The organism is Streptacidiphilus sp. EB129 (assembly GCF_041262645.1).
Taxonomy (GTDB): domain Bacteria; phylum Actinomycetota; class Actinomycetes; order Streptomycetales; family Streptomycetaceae; genus Streptacidiphilus.
Genome location: NZ_JBGCCS010000002.1, coordinates 221,148 through 238,029, shown reverse-complemented (window position 1 = coordinate 238,029; position 16,882 = coordinate 221,148). Strand labels below are relative to the sequence as shown.

The window sequence follows — 16,882 nt, the reverse complement described above, 5'->3', positions numbered from 1 at the left end:
CGCACGCCACCCCGGGGGAGGCCGTCAGCCCGGCGGAGGCTGTCACCCCGGGGGAGTAGGCGGCCGCGCGTGCGCCCCGGGGATCCCCGGGGCGCATAGGGTGAGGCGTGCTGATTCTGCCCGGCGAGCGGCGCTACTGGGGGCGGCTGGTGCCGGTCCTGGCGGTGCTGGCCGCGGCCACCCACGCCGCCTCCTTCGCCCGCGCGGTGTGGAGCCCGGACGAGGGCTACCTGGCGACGCAGGCGCGGATGCTGGCCCGGGGCGGGGTGCTCTACGGCACCGTGGTCGACCGCAAGCCGCCGCTGCTGCCCTGGCTCTACCAGGGGGCGTTCGCGCTGTCCGGTTCGACGTCGCTGTGGCCGGTGCGGGTGCTGGCGATCGGCGCGCACCTGGCCACCGCCGTACTGCTGGCGGCCGTCGCGCGCGGACGCTGGGGGGACCGGGCCGGGGCCGCGGCCGGGGTGCTGTACCTGCTGCTGTCGGTCGGGCTGTCGCCCGAGGACACCCAGGCGGCCACCTTCGAGGTGTTCATGCTGCCGGCCACCGCAGCTGCCTTCTGGCTGGCGCAGAACCGCCGCTGGGCCGCTGCGGGGGCCGCGGCGGCGGTGGCCGCGCTGACCAAGCAGACCGGCGGCGCGGTGCTGATCCCGGTGCTCTGGCTGCTCTGGCGGGACAGCCGCCACCGCGCCGACGGCGGCGGGGCGGACGCCGCTCCCCGTACCGACGTCAGGACCGCTCTGCCCGCGCTGATGCTGGGCTTCGGACTGCCGGTGCTGGCGGTGGCGCTGGCCACCGGGCCGCGCGGCTTCCTGTTCTGGGTGGTCACCGGGAGCAGCGGCTACGCCTCGCTGGACGGCGCCTGGCTGCCCATGGCCGGACGGGCGCTGGGCAACGCCGGGATCCTGGCCCTGGCCGCGCTGGGCCTGCTGGTGCCGCTGGGACTCTCCCTGGCGCACCGGGCGCGCACGGCACGCCGACGCCGGCCGCCGCGCGAGGCTGCGCACCTCCACACTGTGCACCCCCACGCTGCGCACCCCCACGACGTGGACCTCTGGGTGTGGCTGGCCGCCAGTGCCCTCGGGGTGGCCACCGGACTGCACTTCTTCGGCCACTACTACCTGCAGCTGGTCCCACCGCTGGTGCTGCTGGGCGTCGCCGCGGTGGCGCGCGGCGCGGCGCGCTGGCGGCCGTTGCTGGCGTACACGGCGGTGGCGGGCGCGGTGTTCTGCGGGCTCGGCTTCCTCTGGCCGCAGCAGGCGCTGCGGCACGCCGTCTCGGTGGCCGCCGAGGTCGACCGGATGACCGCCCCGGGGCAGCCGGTCCTGGTCTGGGGGATGCACCCGGAGGTGTACTGGCTGGCCGACCGTGCTCCGGCCAGCCGCTACCTGACCGCCGGGCTGCTCACCAACTTCGCCGGCGGACGCGACCCGAACAGTGTCGGCGTCGACCGGGGCGTGCCCGGGGCCTGGGCGGTGTTCGACCACGAGATGGCCGCGCATCCGCCCGCCCTGGTCGTCGACGACTCCGGCACCGCGCCGTACGCGCCCCGCTTCATCGCCCCGATCCGGGAGCTGCTGGCCGCGCACTACACCCGGGTCGGGACGGACGGCACCGCGGTGCTCTACCGGCTGCGCGATCGGCCGGGGGGACAGCCGGGCAGAACCGCACCCGGTTCTCCCGGACCGTGAAACCCGTGGCATCCTGTCGGATGCCATCCTTTCGGGTGCATGGTTCGAATGGGAGATGAGAGCAGACGTGAAGAGCTCCGCCACTAAGAGCGACAGGCCGTCCTCGGACGCGGCGGCCCGCGGCACCGGGTCGTCGGTCCGGCGCTGGGCCGTCATCGGCAGCGGCGTGCTGGCCGTCTTCGTCGCCGCGGGTCTGGTCGGAGCCGTGGTCCGGGACCACAAGGCGAAGGTGCTCGCCCCGCCGGCCTCCGCCGCGGGCCCCAGCGCCCTCGCCGTCCCCGTGTACGGGAAGGCGCCGGTCACGCTCACCGTCTTCGAGGACATGCGCGACCCCGGCAGCGCCGCCTTCGCCAGGACCTACGACCCGATGCTGGCGCAGCTGGTCGCCTCCGGCACCGTCAACGTGTACTACCGCGAGGTCGCCGGAGTGGACGCCGCACAGGGCGGCAGCGGCTCGCTGCGGGCCGGCAACGCCCTCGGCTGCGCCCAGGACGCCAAACTCTTCAGCGACTACCGGGACGTGCTGCTGCAGAACCAGCCCGCGGTGTCCGACGACTCCTACGCCTCCGACGACCGGCTGATCAGCCTCGCCAGGAAGGTGAAGGGCCTGGACACGGATGTCTTCCGCGGCTGCGTCGACGGCAGCGACCACACCGTGTGGGTGAAGGACTCCACCAAGGACTTCAAGGCGGCCCAGCTGGGCTCCGCCCCGGTACTGCAGATGCAGGTGACCGGTCAGGACCAGCCGCAGACCCTGGTCGGCGGCGGCAGCTCGCTCACCCCGCAGCAGATCACCGCCCAGGTGATCGCCGCGGCGCAGGTCGCACCGGTGGCGAGCCCGTCCCCGTCCCCGTCCGCGTAGGGTCCTCGCCGTTGTTCTGACCCGTCCTCACCGGGAGGACGGATGAGCCAGGGGGAGCGCAGATGAGTACTGTCCAGCCGTCCGGAGTGTGGGCGACGGCCGTGGGGGTGGCCCGGATCCGGGCGCTGGAGAGCGCCCGGGGTGAGGCCGCGCTGTTCCGTGATCCGCTGGCGGCGGCCTTCGCCACCGCGGGCGGGCTGTCGCTGAGCCCGCGTACTGCGGAGACCCCGGAGCGGGAGCGTTCCGAGGCCGAGCAGGCGGCGTGGCGGCGCTGGACCGGGGTGGCCTTCTCGATCGTGGTCAGGACCAGGTTCCTGGACGACCTGCTGGACGCGGCGACCGCGGCCGGGGTACGCCAGGTGGTGCTGCTGGGCGCGGGCATGGACAGCAGGGCCTACCGGCTGGACTGGCCGGCGAAGACCAGGTTGTTCGAGGTCGACACGGCGGAGCCGCTGGAGTTCAAGGAGTCGGTGCTGCGGGCCGAGCGGGCCGAACCGGCCTGCGAGCGGATCACCGTTGCGGTGGACCTGCGCGACGACTGGCCGGCCGCGTTGCTCGGGGCCGGGTTCGACCCCGGCGCCGCCACCGTGTGGATCGCCGAGGGGCTGCTGATCTACCTCCCCGAGGAGGCCGTGGCCGTACTCCTCGGCCGCGTCGGGGAGCTCTCCGCGCCGGGCAGCCGGATGGGCCTCACCCTGGGCGGCCGTGGCGTGCTGGAGCGTTTCTCCCAGGACCGGGGGACACCCGCCGCGATGTGGGTGTCCGAGATGCCGGAGGATCCGGTCGGCTGGCTGGCCGGCCTCGGCTGGGACGCCGAGGCGTTCACCCTGCGCGAGCGCGGCGCCGCCTACGGCCGTCCGTTCAGCGAACCGCCGCAGCGCGACGAGGGCCCCGGCGGGCTCATCTCGGCGGTGCTGCGCACCCGGGACACCGACGCCCGGAGCTGAAAGCGCGACAGGGGCGTGGTGCCCCGTCCCGTCGAGCCGGGCGCGCTGGTCGCGCACCCGGCTGACGGAGCGGGGCCCACGCCCCTGTCAGGCATTACCGGTCAGGCTCGCCTCAGGCCGGGACGCTGGCGACGCCGGGGGCGAGGAACGGCTTGCCGTTGACCCGCTCGGAGACGCCGCTGCGGTCCAGGTAGGGGGTGATCCCGCCGAGGTGGAAGGGCCAGCCCGCACCGGTGATCAGGCAGAGGTCGACGTCCTGCGCCTCGGCGACCACGCCCTCCTCCAGCATCAGCGCGATCTCCTGCGCCACCGCCGTCAGGGCCCGGTCCAGGACCTGCTCCGGCGTCAGCACCACGTCGCCGACCTGCAGCAGGGCCGCGACCTCGGGGTCGATCTCCTGATGGCCGGACGCCCAGGTGTAGAAGCCGCGCTTGCCGGCCTTGACCACCCGCGCCAGGTTCTCGGAGACCGCGAAGCGCTCCGGGAAGGCTGCGTGCAGGGTCTCCGACACGTGCAGCGCGATGGCCGGGCCGACCAGCTCGATCAGCACGATCGGGGACATCGGCAGGCCCAGCGGCTCCACGCCCTTCTCGACCGCGTCGATCGGGGTGCCCTCGTCGATGACGGTCTGGATCTCGCCCATGAAGCGGGTCAGGATCCGGTTGACCACGAACGCCGGGGCGTCCTTGACCAGCACGGCGGTCTTCTTCAGCGACTTGGCCACGCCGAACGCGGTGGCCAGCGAGGCGTCGTCGGTGCTCTCGCCCCGGACGATCTCCAGCAGCGGCAGCACCGCGACCGGGTTGAAGAAGTGGAAGCCGACGACCCGCTCGGGGTGCTGCAGCTTGGAGGCCATCTCGGTGACCGACAGCGAGGAGGTGTTGGTCGCCAGCACGCAGGTCGGCGAGACCACGGCCTCGACGTCCGCGAACACCTGCTGCTTGACGCCCATCTCCTCGAACACGGCCTCGATCACGAAGTCCGCGTCGCCGAAGGCGGCGGCCTTGTCGAGCGAGCCGGTGACCAGGCCCTTGAGGCGGTTCGCGGCGTCCTGGTTGAGCCGGCCCTTGGCCTGCAGCTTGTCGATCTCGCCGTGGACGTAGCCCACGCCCTTGTCGACGCGCTCCTGGTCGATGTCGGTGAGCACCACCGGCACCTTGAGCTGACGGGCGAACAGCAGCGCCAGCTGCGAGGCCATCAGGCCCGCGCCGACCACGCCGACCTTGGTGACCGGACGGGCCAGCGACTTGTCCGGCGCACCGAACGGGCGCTTGCCGCGCTTCTGCACCAGGTTGAAGGCGTAGATGCCGCTGCGCAGCTCGCCGCCCATGATCAGGTCGGCCAGCGCCGCGTCCTCGGCGTCGAAGCCCTTCTGAAGGCTGGCTGCGTCCTTGAGGGTGGCGTCCTTGGCCGCGGCGATGATGTCCAGCGCCCGGTACGGGGCCGGAGCGGCGCCGTGCACCTTGGAGTCGGCAATGGCCCGGCCGGCCGCCACGGCGGCGTCCCAGGCCTCGCCACGGTCGATCTCGGGGCGCTCGACCACGGTCTCGCCCTTGAGCACGGTGGCCGCCCAGAGCAGCGACTGCTCCAGGAAGTCGGCCGGCGCGAAGATCGCGTCGGCGATGCCCAGGTCGAACACCTGCTTGCCCTTGAGCTGGCGGTTCTGCGAGAGCGAGTTCTCGATGATGACCGAGATCGCCTTCTGCGGGCCGATCAGGTTGGGCAGGATGGTGCAGCCGCCCCAGCCGGGGACCAGGCCGAGGAAGCACTCCGGCAGCGAGAACGCCGGGACGCCGGTGCTGACGGTGCGGTAGTCGCAGTGCAGGCCGACCTCGACGCCGCCGCCCATCGCCGCGCCGTTGTAGAAGGCGAAGGTCGGGACGGGCAGGGCGGCGATCCGCTTGAAGACGTCGTGGCCGCCCTTGCCGATGGCCAGCGCGTCGCTGTGCTCCTTGAGCACCTCGACGCCCTTGAGGTCGGCGCCGACCGCGAAGATGAACGGCTTGCCGGTGATGCCGGCGGCGGCGATCTCGCCGGCCGCGGCCTCGCGCTCGACCTGGTCCAGCGCCTCGCTCAGCCTGGCCAGTGAGCCCGGGCCGAAGGTGGTGGGCTTGGTGTGGTCGAAGCCGTTGTCCAGCGTGATCAGCGCGAAGCGGCCGGTGCCCAGCGGCAGGTCCAGGTGCCGGACGTGGGCGGAGGTGACGACCTCGTCCGGGAAGAGCTCGTGAGCGCGCTTCAGCAGCGCGGTGGTGTCGGTCATCACTTGCTTCCCTCAATGAAGTTGGGGTTCTCCCAGATGACCGTTGCGCCCATGCCCATGCCGATGCACATGGAGGTGAGGCCGTAGCGGACCTCGGGACGCTCCTCGAAGCGCCGCGCCAGCTGCGTCATCAGGCGCACGCCGGAGGAGGCCAGCGGGTGGCCGTAGGCGATGGCGCCGCCGTACGGGTTGACCCGCTCGTCGTCGTCGGCGATGCCGAAGTGGTCCAGCATCGACAGGACCTGCACGGCGAAGGCCTCGTTGATCTCGAACGCGCCGATGTCGGCGATCGTCAGACCGGCCTTGGCCAGCGCCTTCTCGGTGGCCGGGACCGGGCCGATGCCCATGACCTCGGGCTCGACGCCGACGTAGGCGTAGGAGACCATGCGCATCTTGACCGGCAGGCCCAGCTCGCGGGCCACGTCCTCGGCGGCGATCAGCGAGGCGGTCGCGCCGTCGTTCAGACCGGCCGCGTTGCCCGCGGTGATCCGGCCGTGCGGGCGGAACGGGGTCTTCAGGCCGGCCAGCGACTCCATGGTGGTGCCCGGGCGCATCGGCTCGTCGACCGTGGCCAGGCCCCAGCCGGTCTCGCCGGCCGCCTCGTTGGTGCGGCGCACCGCGACCGGCACCAGGTCGGGCTGGATCATGCCGTTGGCGTACGCCTTGGCGGCCTTCTCCTGGCTGCGGACCGCGTAGGCGTCGCAGCGCTCCTTGGTCAGGTGCGGGAAGCGGTCGTGCAGGTTCTCCGCGGTCATGCCCATGAACAGCGCCGACTCGTCGACGACCTTCTCGGACAGGAAGCGCGGGTTGGGGTCGACGCCCTCACCCATGGGGTGGCGGCCCATGTGCTCGACACCGCCGGCGATGGCGATGTCGTAGGCGCCGAAGGCGATGCCGCCGGCCACCGAGGTGGCGGCGGTCATGGCGCCGGCGCACATCCGGTCGATGGAGTAGCCGGGCACCGTCTTCGGCAGGCCCGCCAGCAGCGCGGCGGAACGGCCCAGGGTCAGGCCCTGGTCGCCGATCTGGGTGGTGGCGGCGATGGCGACCTCGTCCACGCGGGCGGGGTCGAGGCTCGGGTTGCGGCGCAGCAGTTCGCGGATCGCCTTGATCACCAGATCGTCGGCGCGGGTCTCCGCGAAGATGCCCTTCGGTCCTGCCTTGCCGAACGGGGTGCGGACGCCGTCGACGAAGACGACGTCCCTTGCGGTACGAGGCACGGTGGCTCTCCTCCCAAGTCCCCTTGTGGGGCCCAAATGACGTAGCGGCCCAGCTGGACCGAGAAGGACGCCCGTGGCCGACCACGGTGTCCTGGAACAGATGCTACCCGCTAGTAACACTTGTGAGTAGCCCCGTCCCCGGCAACCCCGCCCGCGGGTCCCGGCGGGGCCAGGAGCGGCGGGTGGAGCGGGTCGGGGTGGGGATTCCGGCGGAGGCCGGGGCCAGGGGTCGCGGCAGGTCAGGCCGGTGTCGTGAAGGCCCGGGCCAGGGCCGGGGCGGTCAGCTCCACCTGCCAGCCGCGGGCGCCGTGGCCGCGCAGCGCCTCGGCGATCGCCTCCACGGTGGCCGGGGCCGGCGGGGTCCAGGAGACCCGCCGCACCAGCTCCGGCGACAGCAGGTTCTCCTGCGGGAGGTTCAGCGACCCGGCCAGCTCGACCACCGCCTCCCGGGCGGCCGACAGCCGCGCCGCCGCCAGCGGGTCCTTCTCCGCCCAGGAGCGCGGCGGCGGCGGACCCTCGTGCGGGGCGGAGGACGGCGGCAGCTGCGCCTCGGGCACGGCGCGGGCGGTGTCGACGGCCCCCAGCCACTGCTCCAGCGCCCGGCGGTGGATCCGCGGACCGAAGCCGGGCACCCCCTGCAGGCTGTGCACGTTCAGCGGCATCGCCAGCGCGGCCGCGACGATCGCGGCGTCGGAGAGGATCCGTCCCGGCGAGACGTCGCGCTCCCTGGCCACCTTGTCCCGGGTCTGCCACAGCTCCCTGACGGCGGCCAGCTGCCGGCGCCGGCGCACCTTGTGGACGCCGGAGGTACGGCGCCAGGGGTCCACCCGCGGCGGCGGCGGAGGCGCGGCGACGATCGCGGCGAACTCCTCCCGGGCCCACTCCAGCTTTCCCTGCTCCGCCAGCTCCCGCTCCAGCGCGTCCCGCAGGTCCACCAGCACCTCGACGTCCAGGGCGGCGTAGCGCAGCCAGGGCTCGGGCAGCGGGCGGGTGGACCAGTCGACGGCCGAGTGGCCCTTCTCCAGGGTGTAGCCGAGCACGCTCTCCACCATCGGGCCGAGGCCCACCCGGGGGAAGCCGGCGATCCGTCCGGCCAGCTCGGTGTCGAACAGCAGGCCGGGCCGCATGCCCAGTTCGGCCAGGCAGGGCAGGTCCTGGGTGGCGGCGTGCAGCACCCACTCGGTGTCGGCCAGGGCCGCGCCGAGGGCGGACAGGTCGGGGCAGCCGACCGGGTCGATCAGGGTGCTGCCGGCGCCCTCGCGGCGCAGCTGGACCAGGTACGCGCGCTGTCCGTAGCGGTAGCCGGAGGCCCGCTCGGCGTCGATGGCCACCGGGCCGGTCCCGGCCGCGAACCGGGCCACCACCTCGGCGAGCGCCGCGGCGTCCGCGACCACGGGCGGGATGCCCTCGCGCGGTTCCAGCAGCGGGACCGGGGCGTCGGCCGGAGCTTCGGCCTGGACGTCGGCCGCTGCCCCCGCCCCTGCCTCGGCCTTCGCGGCGGCGGCGCCGTCCGCGGCTGCACGGTCCGAGGCCGCGTGGGCGCCGTCGGCGACGACTGCCTCGGCGGCGTGGAGCGCGGATTGGGCTTCGGCGGTGTCGGTGGTGGCTTCGCGGGCGTCGGTCACCCGGCAAGCCTACGCCCGTACGCCCCACCGACCGGAGGAGGAACGTTCCCTCGGAGGATGGGGCGCGGGTCGTGGCGACGACCCGGGGGCCGGCTCGGCGGGGCGTCGGGCCGCCGCCGGCGTCAGGTCGGGATCAGTGGATGATGCCGGTGCGCAGCGCCACGGCGACCATGCCGGCCCGGTCGCCGGTGCCCAGCTTGCGGGCGATCCGGGCCAGGTGGCTCTTGACCGTCAGCGCGGACAGGCCCATGGCGACGCCGATGGCCTTGTTCGACTGACCTTCCGCCACCAGGCGCAGCACCTCCACCTCGCGGCCGGACAGCTCGCGGTAGGCCGGCGGCGGGGGAGTGCCCGGCGCGCCCACCGCTCCGGGCGCGCCGCCGGGGCCGGTCGGTCCGCCCGGCATGCCCGGACGGCGCAGGTGGCCCGGCAGGCCGGGCCGGGTGCCCAGTCCGCTGCCGCCGTTCACCCCGGGCATGCCCGGCCGCTGCGGCAGCCCGGCGTTGACCCGGGTGCCGGTGACCACGTACCCCTTCACCCCGCTGGCGAGCGCGCTGCGGACCGCGCCGATGTCGTCGGCGGCGGACAGGGCCAGGCCGTTGGGCCAGCCCGCGGCCCGGGTCTCGGCGAGGATGGCCAGCCCCGAGCCGTCCGGGAGGTGGACGTCTGCGACGCAGATGTCGCGCGGGGTGCCGACCCGGGGACGGGCCTCGGCGAGGGATGAAGCCTCGATCACGTCGCGAACGCCCAGGGCCCACAGATGACGGGTGACAGTGCTGCGGACCCGAGGGTCCGCGACGACCACCATCGCAGTGGGCTTGGTCGGACGATAGGCGACCAGGTTTGCGGGGTGCTCGAGAAGAACAGACACCAGGCCTCCTGAGGGGATGGCGCGAAGACCCGGCCGACAGGCGCCGATGGGAGGGGTCCTCGTGTGGAAAGGGTCACTGACTGCTTCGGCACGATCAGGGTTGGGCTTTAGCGAATGATCACGATTGAGTGAGCGACAAATCGGGCGGTTCGTGCAATTTGGCCAACTCGATCGAGCGTAAGTCACTCTAAAGTGATCAAAAGTGGTCGACACGCCGAACGGCCGCCCGAGATGTCTGGATTTCTGAGAGCGTGAACCGAGGTGCGAGCACGATCCGGGTGCCGGCGGAACCGGAGTGCCGGCCACACCCGTGTGCGAGCAGGACCCGCCTTCGCATGTGGGCTGAGGTGCGGGCGTGGGCTGAGGTGTGGGCGCGGACCGGCCTGCGGAGGAAAGGCGGGCTCAGCTCGACCGGCGGCGGGTGGGCATCGGCACCACGCCGCTCGGCGTGTCCAGCGGCCGGCTCGGCGCACCGGGCCCCGGCGTCGGCGGCAGCCCGGCGCACAGGCACAGCAGCTCGCACCAGGCCCGCAGGTGCTCGGCGAAGCCGCCGCCGGTCGGCGTCCAGGAGGCCCGGATCTCGATCTCGGTCGAGCTCTCGCGGTCCGCGAGCGCGCCGAAGTACTGCGAGGAGCACCGCGACACCGTGCCACTGGGCTCGATGTAGCTCGCGCCCTGCTGCTCCAGCGCGTCCGTCAGCCAGGACCAGCCGACCTCGGAGAGCATCGGGTCCCCGCCCATCTCCGGCTCCAGCTCGGCACGCCCCAGCGTGACCAGCCGGAACTCGCCGTTCCAGGCGTCGTGCCCGTTCGGTTCGTGCAGCAGTACCAGCCGGCCGTCGGCCAGGTCCATGCCGTCCACCTCGACCGTGGCGGTGAGGGCGAAGGCGTAGGGGGCGAGCTTGCGCGGGGCCGGAGTGTCCCCGATCACCACCTCGGGACGCAGCCGCGCACCGCGCAACTGCTCCACTGCCGCCCGGAAGGCCGACGGAACGCCGAGAGCGCCGTCCTCGCTCGCTTGGTTCCCGCTGACCGCTGCCATGCCGGAAGACTAAGACGCGGGCACCTCCCGATGGCGGAGGCACCACGGGCGCGGCGCGGGTCGGCTTCCCCGCGTGCGAGGATTTGACCCGTGACCGAGACCAGCAGCGTGAGTGAGAGCAAGGGGCCGCAGGGCGGCCAGGGCCGTAGCGGGGTGCAGGACTCCGCGTTCCTGCGCGCCTGCCGGGGCGAGGCGGTGCCGCACACGCCGGTGTGGTTCATGCGCCAGGCGGGGCGTTCGCTGCCGGAGTACCTGAAGATCCGCGAAGGCATCCCCATGCTGGACTCCTGCATGATGCCGGAGCTGGTCAAGGAGATCACCCTGCAGCCGGTGCGCCGCCACAAGGTCGACGCGGCCATCTACTTCAGCGACATCATGGTGCCGCTCAAGGCCATCGGCGTGGACCTGGACATCAAGCCCGGCATCGGGCCGGTCGTGGCCAACCCGATCCGCAGCCGCGCGGACCTCGCGCAGCTGCGGGCGCTGGAGCCGGACGACGTCTCCTACGTGACCGAGGCCATCGGGCTGCTGGTCGCCGAGCTGGGCGCGACCCCGCTGATCGGCTTCGCCGGTGCCCCGTACACGCTGGCCAGCTACCTGGTCGAGGGCGGCCCGTCGAAGAACCACGAGCACACCAAGGCGCTGATGTACGGCGACCCGGAGCTGTGGCAGGAACTGCTGGACCGGCTCTCGGAGATCACCGCGGGCTTCCTCAAGGTGCAGATCGAGGCCGGCGTCTCGGCGGTGCAGCTGTTCGACTCCTGGGTCGGCGCGCTGGCGCCCGAGGACTACCGGACCCGGGTGATGCCGGCCAGTGCGAAGGTCTTCGACGCGGTCGCCGGATACGGCGTGCCGAGGATCCACTTCGGCGTGGGCACCGGTGAACTGCTGGGCCTGATGGGCGACGCCGGCGCCGACGTCGTCGGGGTGGACTGGCGGGTCCCGCTGGACGTCGCGGCGGGCCGGGTGGCGCCGGGCAAGGCGCTGCAGGGCAACCTCGACCCGACGCTGCTCTTCGCCCCCGAGGCGGCGGTGCGGCAGAAGGCCGACGAGGTGCTGGCGGCCGCCGCGGCCAGCGGTCGCGGCCACATCTTCAACCTCGGCCACGGGGTGCTGCCCAGCACCGACCCGGACGCGCTGTCCCGCCTGGTCGCCCACGTGCACGAGCACGGGCGCTGACGACGCGACAGCAGGCCATCCCTGGGGGCGCCGGGCAGACTGCCCGGCGCCCCCAGCGTTCGCGGTGAACTGAGACGGTCGGCGTGGTCGCCGACGCGGTCAGGACTCCGCGTCGGCCGCCCCGTCGGTCTGCGCTGCTGACTCGATCTCCGCCGCTGACCCGGTCTCCGGAGCGGGCCCGGTCCCCGGCCCGTCGAGGAGCGCGGTGCGGCCGGGCCGGCGGAACCTGCGGACCAGCCAGGCGATCAGTGCCAGCGGCAGCAGGAACGGGAGCGCGGCCGAGAGGCCGACCAGCAGGCCCCGGACGGCGACGTAGAGCGCGTGCCAGCCGCCGCGCAGGGCGTCCATCATGGCCGAGCCGGTGCCCTTGCCCGGAGCGGGCGCGGCCGCCGTGGCGTTGGCGTAGAGCTGCAGCGTCACCGTCGACATCGCCGTCTGCGACTGCAGCGCCTGCTGCTGGGCCTCCAGCGACTCCAGGTCGGACTCGCGCTGGGTCAGGTCCTGCTCCAGCGCCGTCACGTCGGTGATGTTCTGGGCCCGGTCGTACAGCGCCCGCACCCGGTCAAGGCTGGCCTGGGCGGACTTCACACGGCTGTCGATGTCGACGACCTGCTGGGTGACGTCCTGCGCGGCCTGCTGCTGTCCCAGCACCTGGCCCAGGCCGAGCAGTTGCTGGTAGACCGGGCCGAACGAGGCGGCCGGGACCCGCAGCACCAGCTGGGCCGTGTCGCCGCTGGAGTCGGTGGGCTGCGGCAGCGGCTGCTGCGGCTGCTGGGCGGTGGCACCGGAGCCCGCCTCGGAGCCGTACACGGGGGTGGGCACGCCCACGCCCGGGAGGTAGCCGCCGGTGCCGGTCACCTCAGAGTCGAGGTAGCCGCCCACCGCCGCGGCCAGCGCCGTGGCCCGGGCCGCGGCGGCGTTCACACTGCCGGTCCGCAGCTGGATCTGGCCGGTGTAGATCATGGACCGGGCCGCCTGCGCGGCCTGGATCTGCCCGGCCGTGAGCACGCCGGCGCCGCCCGGCGCCTTCGCGGCCGGGGCGGCGGCGTCACCCCCGGTACCGGCCGCCCCGACACCGGCCGCCCCGTTCGCCGCCGCCCTCGGCGCGGCCGCCGGGTTGCCACCCGCCGAGGCGCTGCTGCCGGAACCGGACCCGCTGCACGCCCCCAATGCCAGCCCTCCGGCCAGCATCAGCGCGCCCAGTGCCGTCGCCGACCGTCTTGCTCCACCGTTCCGGCTGCCTGTTCTGCCCCTCATCGCTGCCCCCTCGGCGCGACGGCCCGCGCGGTGCGGCCCGTCCGGCGATTGGACCGTCCGACCGGTGCCCGGGTTCCCGACGCCGCGTCACATCGAGGTCACGATCCGGGCGCTGCGGGTGCTCCAGTGGCGTGTGCGAGCGTGTGCGAGAGTGAGGGACATGCACAGTGACGCCCTGCCCCCTGTCGTCGCGCCCGGTGCCGACCTGCCCCATGTGGTCGTGGTGGGCGGCGGCATCGCCGGCCTCGCCGCCGCGGCCCGCCTCAGCGGTGCGGACGGCGGCACCCCGAGCGCCCGGGTCACCCTCCTCGAAGCCGGGGAGCGGCTCGGCGGCAAGCTCCGCTCCGGCGAGCTCGACGGAATCCCGGTCGACCTGGGCGCCGAGTCGATGCTGGCCCGGCGCCCCGAGGCGGTGGCACTGGCCCGCGCGGTCGGTCTCGGGACGGCGCTGCAGCCCCCGGCCACGGCCAAGGCGGCGATCTGGACCAGGGGCGGGCTGCGCCCCATGCCGACCGGGCACGTCATGGGCGTTCCCGGGGACCTGGACGCGCTGGCCGCCTCCGGGGTGGTCTCGCCGGCCGGGATGGCCCGGATCGCCGAGGACCTGACGATGGCGGCGAGCGAGGTGGGCGCGGACGTCGGGGTCGGCGCGTACGTCGCGGCGCGGCTCGGCCGCGAGGTGGTGGACCGGCTGGTCGAGCCGCTGCTCGGCGGCGTCTACGCCGGCCACGCCGACCTGATCTCGCTGCGCGCGGCGGTGCCGCAGCTGCTGCCGCTGGCGCAGCGCGGCGGGTCGCTGATCGCCGGGGTGCGGGAGCTGCAGGCCGCCGCCCCGGCCAACCCGGCGCCGGTGTTCCAGGGCATCGACGGCGGCATCGGGCGGCTGCCGCTCGCGGTCGCCGAAGCCTGCCGGGCAGCGGGGGTCGAGCTGCGCCTCGGGACCGGGGCGACTGCGCTGCGGCGCACCCCGGACGGCTGGACCGTGCAGACCGGCACCGGGTTGTTGCCCGCGGACGCCGTGGTGGTCGCGGTGCCCGCGCCGGTCGCGGCCCGGCTGCTGGCCGCCGAGGTGCCGGGGGCCGCGACCGAGCTGGCCGCCGTCGAGTACGCCGGGATGGCGCTGGTGACCCTGGCCTTCCGCCGCGCCGAGCTCGGACCGCTGCAGGGCAGCGGCTTCCTGGTGCCGCCGGTGGACCGGCGCACGATCAAGGCGTCCACCTTCTCCAGCAACAAGTGGGGCTGGCTCGCCGCGGCCGCGCCGGACAGCTTCGTGCTGCGCACCTCGGTCGGCCGCCACCACGAGGAGCAGGACCTCGACCTGGACGACGCCGAGCTGGTCGCCCGTTCGCTGCACGACCTCCACGAGGCGGCCGGCATCGCCGCCGTCCCCTACGCGAGCACGGTGACCCGCTGGCGCGCGGGGCTGCCGCAGTACCCGGTCGGCCACCTGGACCGGGTGGCCAGGATCGAGAAGCACCTGGCCGACGTCCCCGGTCTGGCGCTGTGCGGGGCCGCGTACCAGGGTGTGGGGATCCCCGCCTGCATCGCCTCCGGCCGGCGCGCGGCGGAGCTGGTGCGGGCGGACCTGGTGCAGGGAGCACTCCGCACGGAAGGGACAATGGAGCCATGACGGAGAGCAACGACACCAAGAGCGCCGAAACAAAGAAGAAGGCGCGGGACCTCAACGAGGTCATCCGCTACACCCTCTGGTCGGTCTTCCGGCTGAAGGACGTGCTGCCGGACGACCGCCGGGGCCACGCGGCCGAGGTCGAGGAACTGTTCGCACAGCTCGCGGAGAAGGACGTCACCGTCCGCGGCACCTACGACGTCTCCGGGCTGCGCGCCGACGCGGACCTGATGATCTGGTGGCACGCCGAGAACAGCGACGACCTGCAGGAGGCGTACAACCGCTTCCGTCGCACCGCGCTGGGCCGCGCGCTGGAGCCGGTCTGGTCGAACATGGCGCTGCACCGCCCGGCCGAGTTCAACAAGTCGCACATCCCGGCGTTCCTGGCCGACGAGACGCCGCGTGACTACATCTGCGTCTACCCCTTCGTCCGCTCCTACGAGTGGTACCTGCTGGAGGACGCCGAGCGCCGCCGCCTGCTCTCCGAGCACGGTCAGCTGGCCCGGGGCTACCCCGACGTGCGGGCCAACACGGTCGCCTCGTTCGCGCTGGGCGACTACGAGTGGCTGCTGGCGTTCGAGGCGAACGACCTCTACCGGATCGTGGACCTGATGCGCGACCTGCGCGCCTCGGAGACCCGCCTCCACGTCCGCGAGGAGGTCCCCTTCTTCACCGGCCGCCGCCGCCCGATCGGCGAACTCCTGGCCGGGCTCGCCTGAACACCCCGCCTGTCGCACCGGCACCCCGCCTGTAGTACAGGAAGCCGCACCGGCCCTTGATCCGGTGCGGCTTCCCGGCTGGTGCGGGCGACGCCGTTCAGCGGCGCAGCCGCCGCGAGCGCCCGGGACCGGCGATGGCATGGGCCAGGAACGAGACGGCGACGCCGGCGACGAAGAGCACCAGTGGCCCCAGCAGCGGCGGATAACTGCCGATCAGGTTGCCCTGGATGGTGCTGTCGGCCCAGGCGAGCGTGGCCGCCGCGCCGAGTGCCAGGGTCAGCAGCAGGGCCCAGGCCATCAACCGGTTGGCCTGCCGTCGGCGTCTGGCGGCGGTGCACCGCCAGGACTCGGTCGTGTCCGGCCGGTGGCGGCTGCGCGCCGCGCTCCAGAGCTGGTTGACCGAGGCCAGTCCGACGATGGCAGTGGACGTGATGAAGGCCGCGTCGAGGCTCATCCGTACCTCCGAAAGCCGCGAGGAGCCGGGTCCCCCGCACCCGGCTCCTTGACGCTGAGCATGTCCTCTGGCCGTGCGACGGGGAAGAGTCACCCCCCGTTTTCAGAGCTAGATTTGAGCTTTCAACGAGCCCGCTGAGCGACTTGCTCCGTTAGGCCCCTTTCGCGTCCGCGCGGTCATGTCATACTCCGCGCCTGTTCCGGCCCCGTTCACCTTTGCTCTGCGCTGTCATATCGTTCTCGTGACGACAGTCGCAACTGTGCGATGCGAGTGATGGGAGCGATGGCGGATGAGCCCGTTTCGAGGATCCGTGCCGTTCACCGAGGACTGGCGCCACTTCCGGCTGACCCGGGCCGACGGCGTGGCCACGGTGACCCTGGACCGCCCCGAGAAGCTGAACGCGCTGACCTTTGAGTCCTACGCCGACCTGCGCGACCTGCTGACCGAGCTGCCGCACCGCGGCGACACCCGGGCGCTGGTGCTGCGCGGCGAGGGCCGCGGCTTCTGCTCGGGCGGGGACGTGGACGAGATCATCGGCGCCACGCTGGCGATGCGGCCCGACGAACTGCTCGACTTCACCCGGATGACCGGGCAGGTGGTGCGGGCGATGCGGGAGTGCCCGGTCCCGATCGTCGCGGCGATCCACGGGATCGCCGCCGGGGCCGGCTCGGTCCTGGCGCTGGCCGCCGACTTCCGGGTGGTCGCCCGCTCGGCGCGGTTCGCGTTCCTGTTCACCAGGGTGGGGCTGGCCGGGGCGGACATGGGCTCGGCCTATCTGCTGCCCCGGCTGGTCGGCCTCGGCCACGCGACCAAGCTGCTGATGCTCGGCGACACCGTCGACGCCGCGACCGCGGACCGCTACGGCCTGGTCAGCGAGCTGGTCGCGGACGAGGAGCTGGACGGCGCGGTCACCGCGCTGGCCCGGCGGCTGGCCGAAGGCCCGGCCTTCGCCCTGGCGCAGACCAAGGCGCTGCTCACCCAGGAACTGGACATGAGCCTGGCCTCCTCGGTCGAGCTGGAGGCGATGACCCAGGCGCTGCTGATGAAGAGCGCCGACTACGCCGAGTTCCACGCCGCCTTCACCGCGAAGCGCGCCCCGCGGTGGCAGGGCCGCTGATCGGGCGACAGCCGA

The 16,882-nt window shown here is 73.6% G+C and carries 14 protein-coding genes; 7 read left to right on the top strand and 7 right to left on the bottom strand.

The features are described from left to right. Positions 1-107: 107 nt before the first annotated feature. The 3 genes from ABH925_RS03285 to ABH925_RS03275 all read left to right on the top strand — a co-directional run bounded on the left by ABH925_RS03285 (position 108) and on the right by ABH925_RS03275 (position 3,497). On the top strand, positions 108-1,688 hold the full coding sequence (locus ABH925_RS03285) for a glycosyltransferase family 39 protein (protein WP_370145204.1): 1,581 nt from the start codon (positions 108-110) through the stop codon (positions 1,686-1,688). A 67-nt stretch (positions 1,689-1,755) separates the two neighbouring features. Beyond that, positions 1,756-2,550 carry a DsbA family protein gene (locus ABH925_RS03280; RefSeq protein WP_370145203.1) on the top strand — a complete coding sequence of 265 codons (795 nt, stop codon included), beginning with the start codon at positions 1,756-1,758 and terminating at the stop codon, positions 2,548-2,550. A 62-nt stretch (positions 2,551-2,612) separates the two neighbouring features. Beyond that, positions 2,613-3,497: a class I SAM-dependent methyltransferase gene (locus tag ABH925_RS03275; protein WP_370145202.1), complete on the top strand. Its 885-nt coding sequence runs from the start codon at positions 2,613-2,615 to the stop codon at positions 3,495-3,497. Between the two features lie 112 nt (positions 3,498-3,609). On the opposite strand, the gene ABH925_RS03270 is transcribed toward ABH925_RS03275, so the two are convergent. The 5 genes from ABH925_RS03270 to ABH925_RS03250 form a co-directional block, all read right to left on the bottom strand. After that, entirely contained in the window at positions 3,610-5,757 is a 2,148-nt protein-coding gene (locus ABH925_RS03270) for a 3-hydroxyacyl-CoA dehydrogenase NAD-binding domain-containing protein (RefSeq protein ID WP_370145201.1), read from the bottom strand. After that, positions 5,757-6,977, bottom strand: coding sequence for an acetyl-CoA C-acyltransferase (locus tag ABH925_RS03265; protein ID WP_370145199.1), 1,221 nt, complete (start codon positions 6,975-6,977; stop codon positions 5,757-5,759). Before ABH925_RS03265 ends, ABH925_RS03270 begins: the two co-directional genes overlap by 1 nt. Before the next feature lie 239 nt (positions 6,978-7,216). Further along, complete coding sequence (locus ABH925_RS03260; RefSeq protein ID WP_370145415.1) at positions 7,217-8,401, bottom strand: HRDC domain-containing protein; 1,185 nt, start codon at positions 8,399-8,401, stop codon at positions 7,217-7,219. Between the two features lie 334 nt (positions 8,402-8,735). Then, positions 8,736-9,473 (bottom strand): LuxR C-terminal-related transcriptional regulator, encoded by a 738-nt coding sequence (locus ABH925_RS03255; protein ID WP_370145198.1) that lies wholly within the window; start codon positions 9,471-9,473, stop codon positions 8,736-8,738. A 402-nt stretch (positions 9,474-9,875) separates the two neighbouring features. Continuing rightward, positions 9,876-10,514, bottom strand: a complete 639-nt coding sequence (locus tag ABH925_RS03250; RefSeq protein WP_370145197.1) for a DUF3000 domain-containing protein — start codon at positions 10,512-10,514, stop codon at positions 9,876-9,878. 108 nt (positions 10,515-10,622) lie between these two features. On the opposite strand from ABH925_RS03250, the gene hemE reads away from it, so the two are divergent. Continuing rightward, a complete protein-coding gene (hemE, locus tag ABH925_RS03245; RefSeq protein WP_370145413.1) occupies positions 10,623-11,693 on the top strand; it encodes a uroporphyrinogen decarboxylase in 1,071 nt (356 codons plus the stop codon). A 99-nt stretch (positions 11,694-11,792) separates the two neighbouring features. On the opposite strand, the gene ABH925_RS03240 is transcribed toward hemE, so the two are convergent. Continuing rightward, positions 11,793-12,950: a DUF4349 domain-containing protein gene (locus tag ABH925_RS03240; RefSeq protein ID WP_370145196.1), complete on the bottom strand. Its 1,158-nt coding sequence runs from the start codon at positions 12,948-12,950 to the stop codon at positions 11,793-11,795. Between the two features lie 160 nt (positions 12,951-13,110). On the opposite strand from ABH925_RS03240, the gene hemG reads away from it, so the two are divergent. Further along, a complete protein-coding gene (hemG, locus tag ABH925_RS03235) occupies positions 13,111-14,580 on the top strand; it encodes a protoporphyrinogen oxidase (RefSeq protein WP_370145195.1) in 1,470 nt (489 codons plus the stop codon). After that, positions 14,577-15,296, top strand: coding sequence for a hydrogen peroxide-dependent heme synthase (gene hemQ / locus ABH925_RS03230; RefSeq protein ID WP_370145194.1), 720 nt, complete (start codon positions 14,577-14,579; stop codon positions 15,294-15,296). Before hemG ends, hemQ begins: the two co-directional genes overlap by 4 nt. Positions 15,297-15,393: 97 nt before the next feature. Here the strand turns inward: hemQ and ABH925_RS03225 are convergent, their stop codons facing one another. Beyond that, complete coding sequence (locus tag ABH925_RS03225; protein WP_370145193.1) at positions 15,394-15,750, bottom strand: hypothetical protein; 357 nt, start codon at positions 15,748-15,750, stop codon at positions 15,394-15,396. Positions 15,751-16,039: 289 nt separating this feature from the next. Between ABH925_RS03225 and ABH925_RS03220 the strand changes: the two genes are divergently transcribed. After that, positions 16,040-16,867, top strand: coding sequence for an enoyl-CoA hydratase family protein (locus ABH925_RS03220; protein WP_370145192.1), 828 nt, complete (start codon positions 16,040-16,042; stop codon positions 16,865-16,867). Positions 16,868-16,882 lie beyond the last annotated feature (15 nt).

Bases quoted from the DNA above. Each gene is read 5' to 3' on its own strand.
- ABH925_RS03225 (WP_370145193.1), bottom strand. From the start codon at position 15,750: ATGAGCCTCGACGCGGCCTTCATCACGTCCACTGCCATCGTCGGACTG.
- ABH925_RS03240 (WP_370145196.1), bottom strand. From the start codon at position 12,950: ATGAGGGGCAGAACAGGCAGCCGGAACGGTGGAGCAAGACGGTCGGCG.
- ABH925_RS03220 (WP_370145192.1), top strand. From the start codon at position 16,040: ATGAGCCCGTTTCGAGGATCCGTGCCGTTCACCGAGGACTGGCGCCAC.
- ABH925_RS03275 (WP_370145202.1), top strand. From the start codon at position 2,613: ATGAGTACTGTCCAGCCGTCCGGAGTGTGGGCGACGGCCGTGGGGGTG.
- ABH925_RS03250 (WP_370145197.1), bottom strand. From the start codon at position 10,514: ATGGCAGCGGTCAGCGGGAACCAAGCGAGCGAGGACGGCGCTCTCGGC.
- ABH925_RS03270 (WP_370145201.1), bottom strand. From the start codon at position 5,757: ATGACCGACACCACCGCGCTGCTGAAGCGCGCTCACGAGCTCTTCCCG.
- hemG (WP_370145195.1), top strand. From the start codon at position 13,111: ATGCACAGTGACGCCCTGCCCCCTGTCGTCGCGCCCGGTGCCGACCTG.
- hemQ (WP_370145194.1), top strand. From the start codon at position 14,577: ATGACGGAGAGCAACGACACCAAGAGCGCCGAAACAAAGAAGAAGGCG.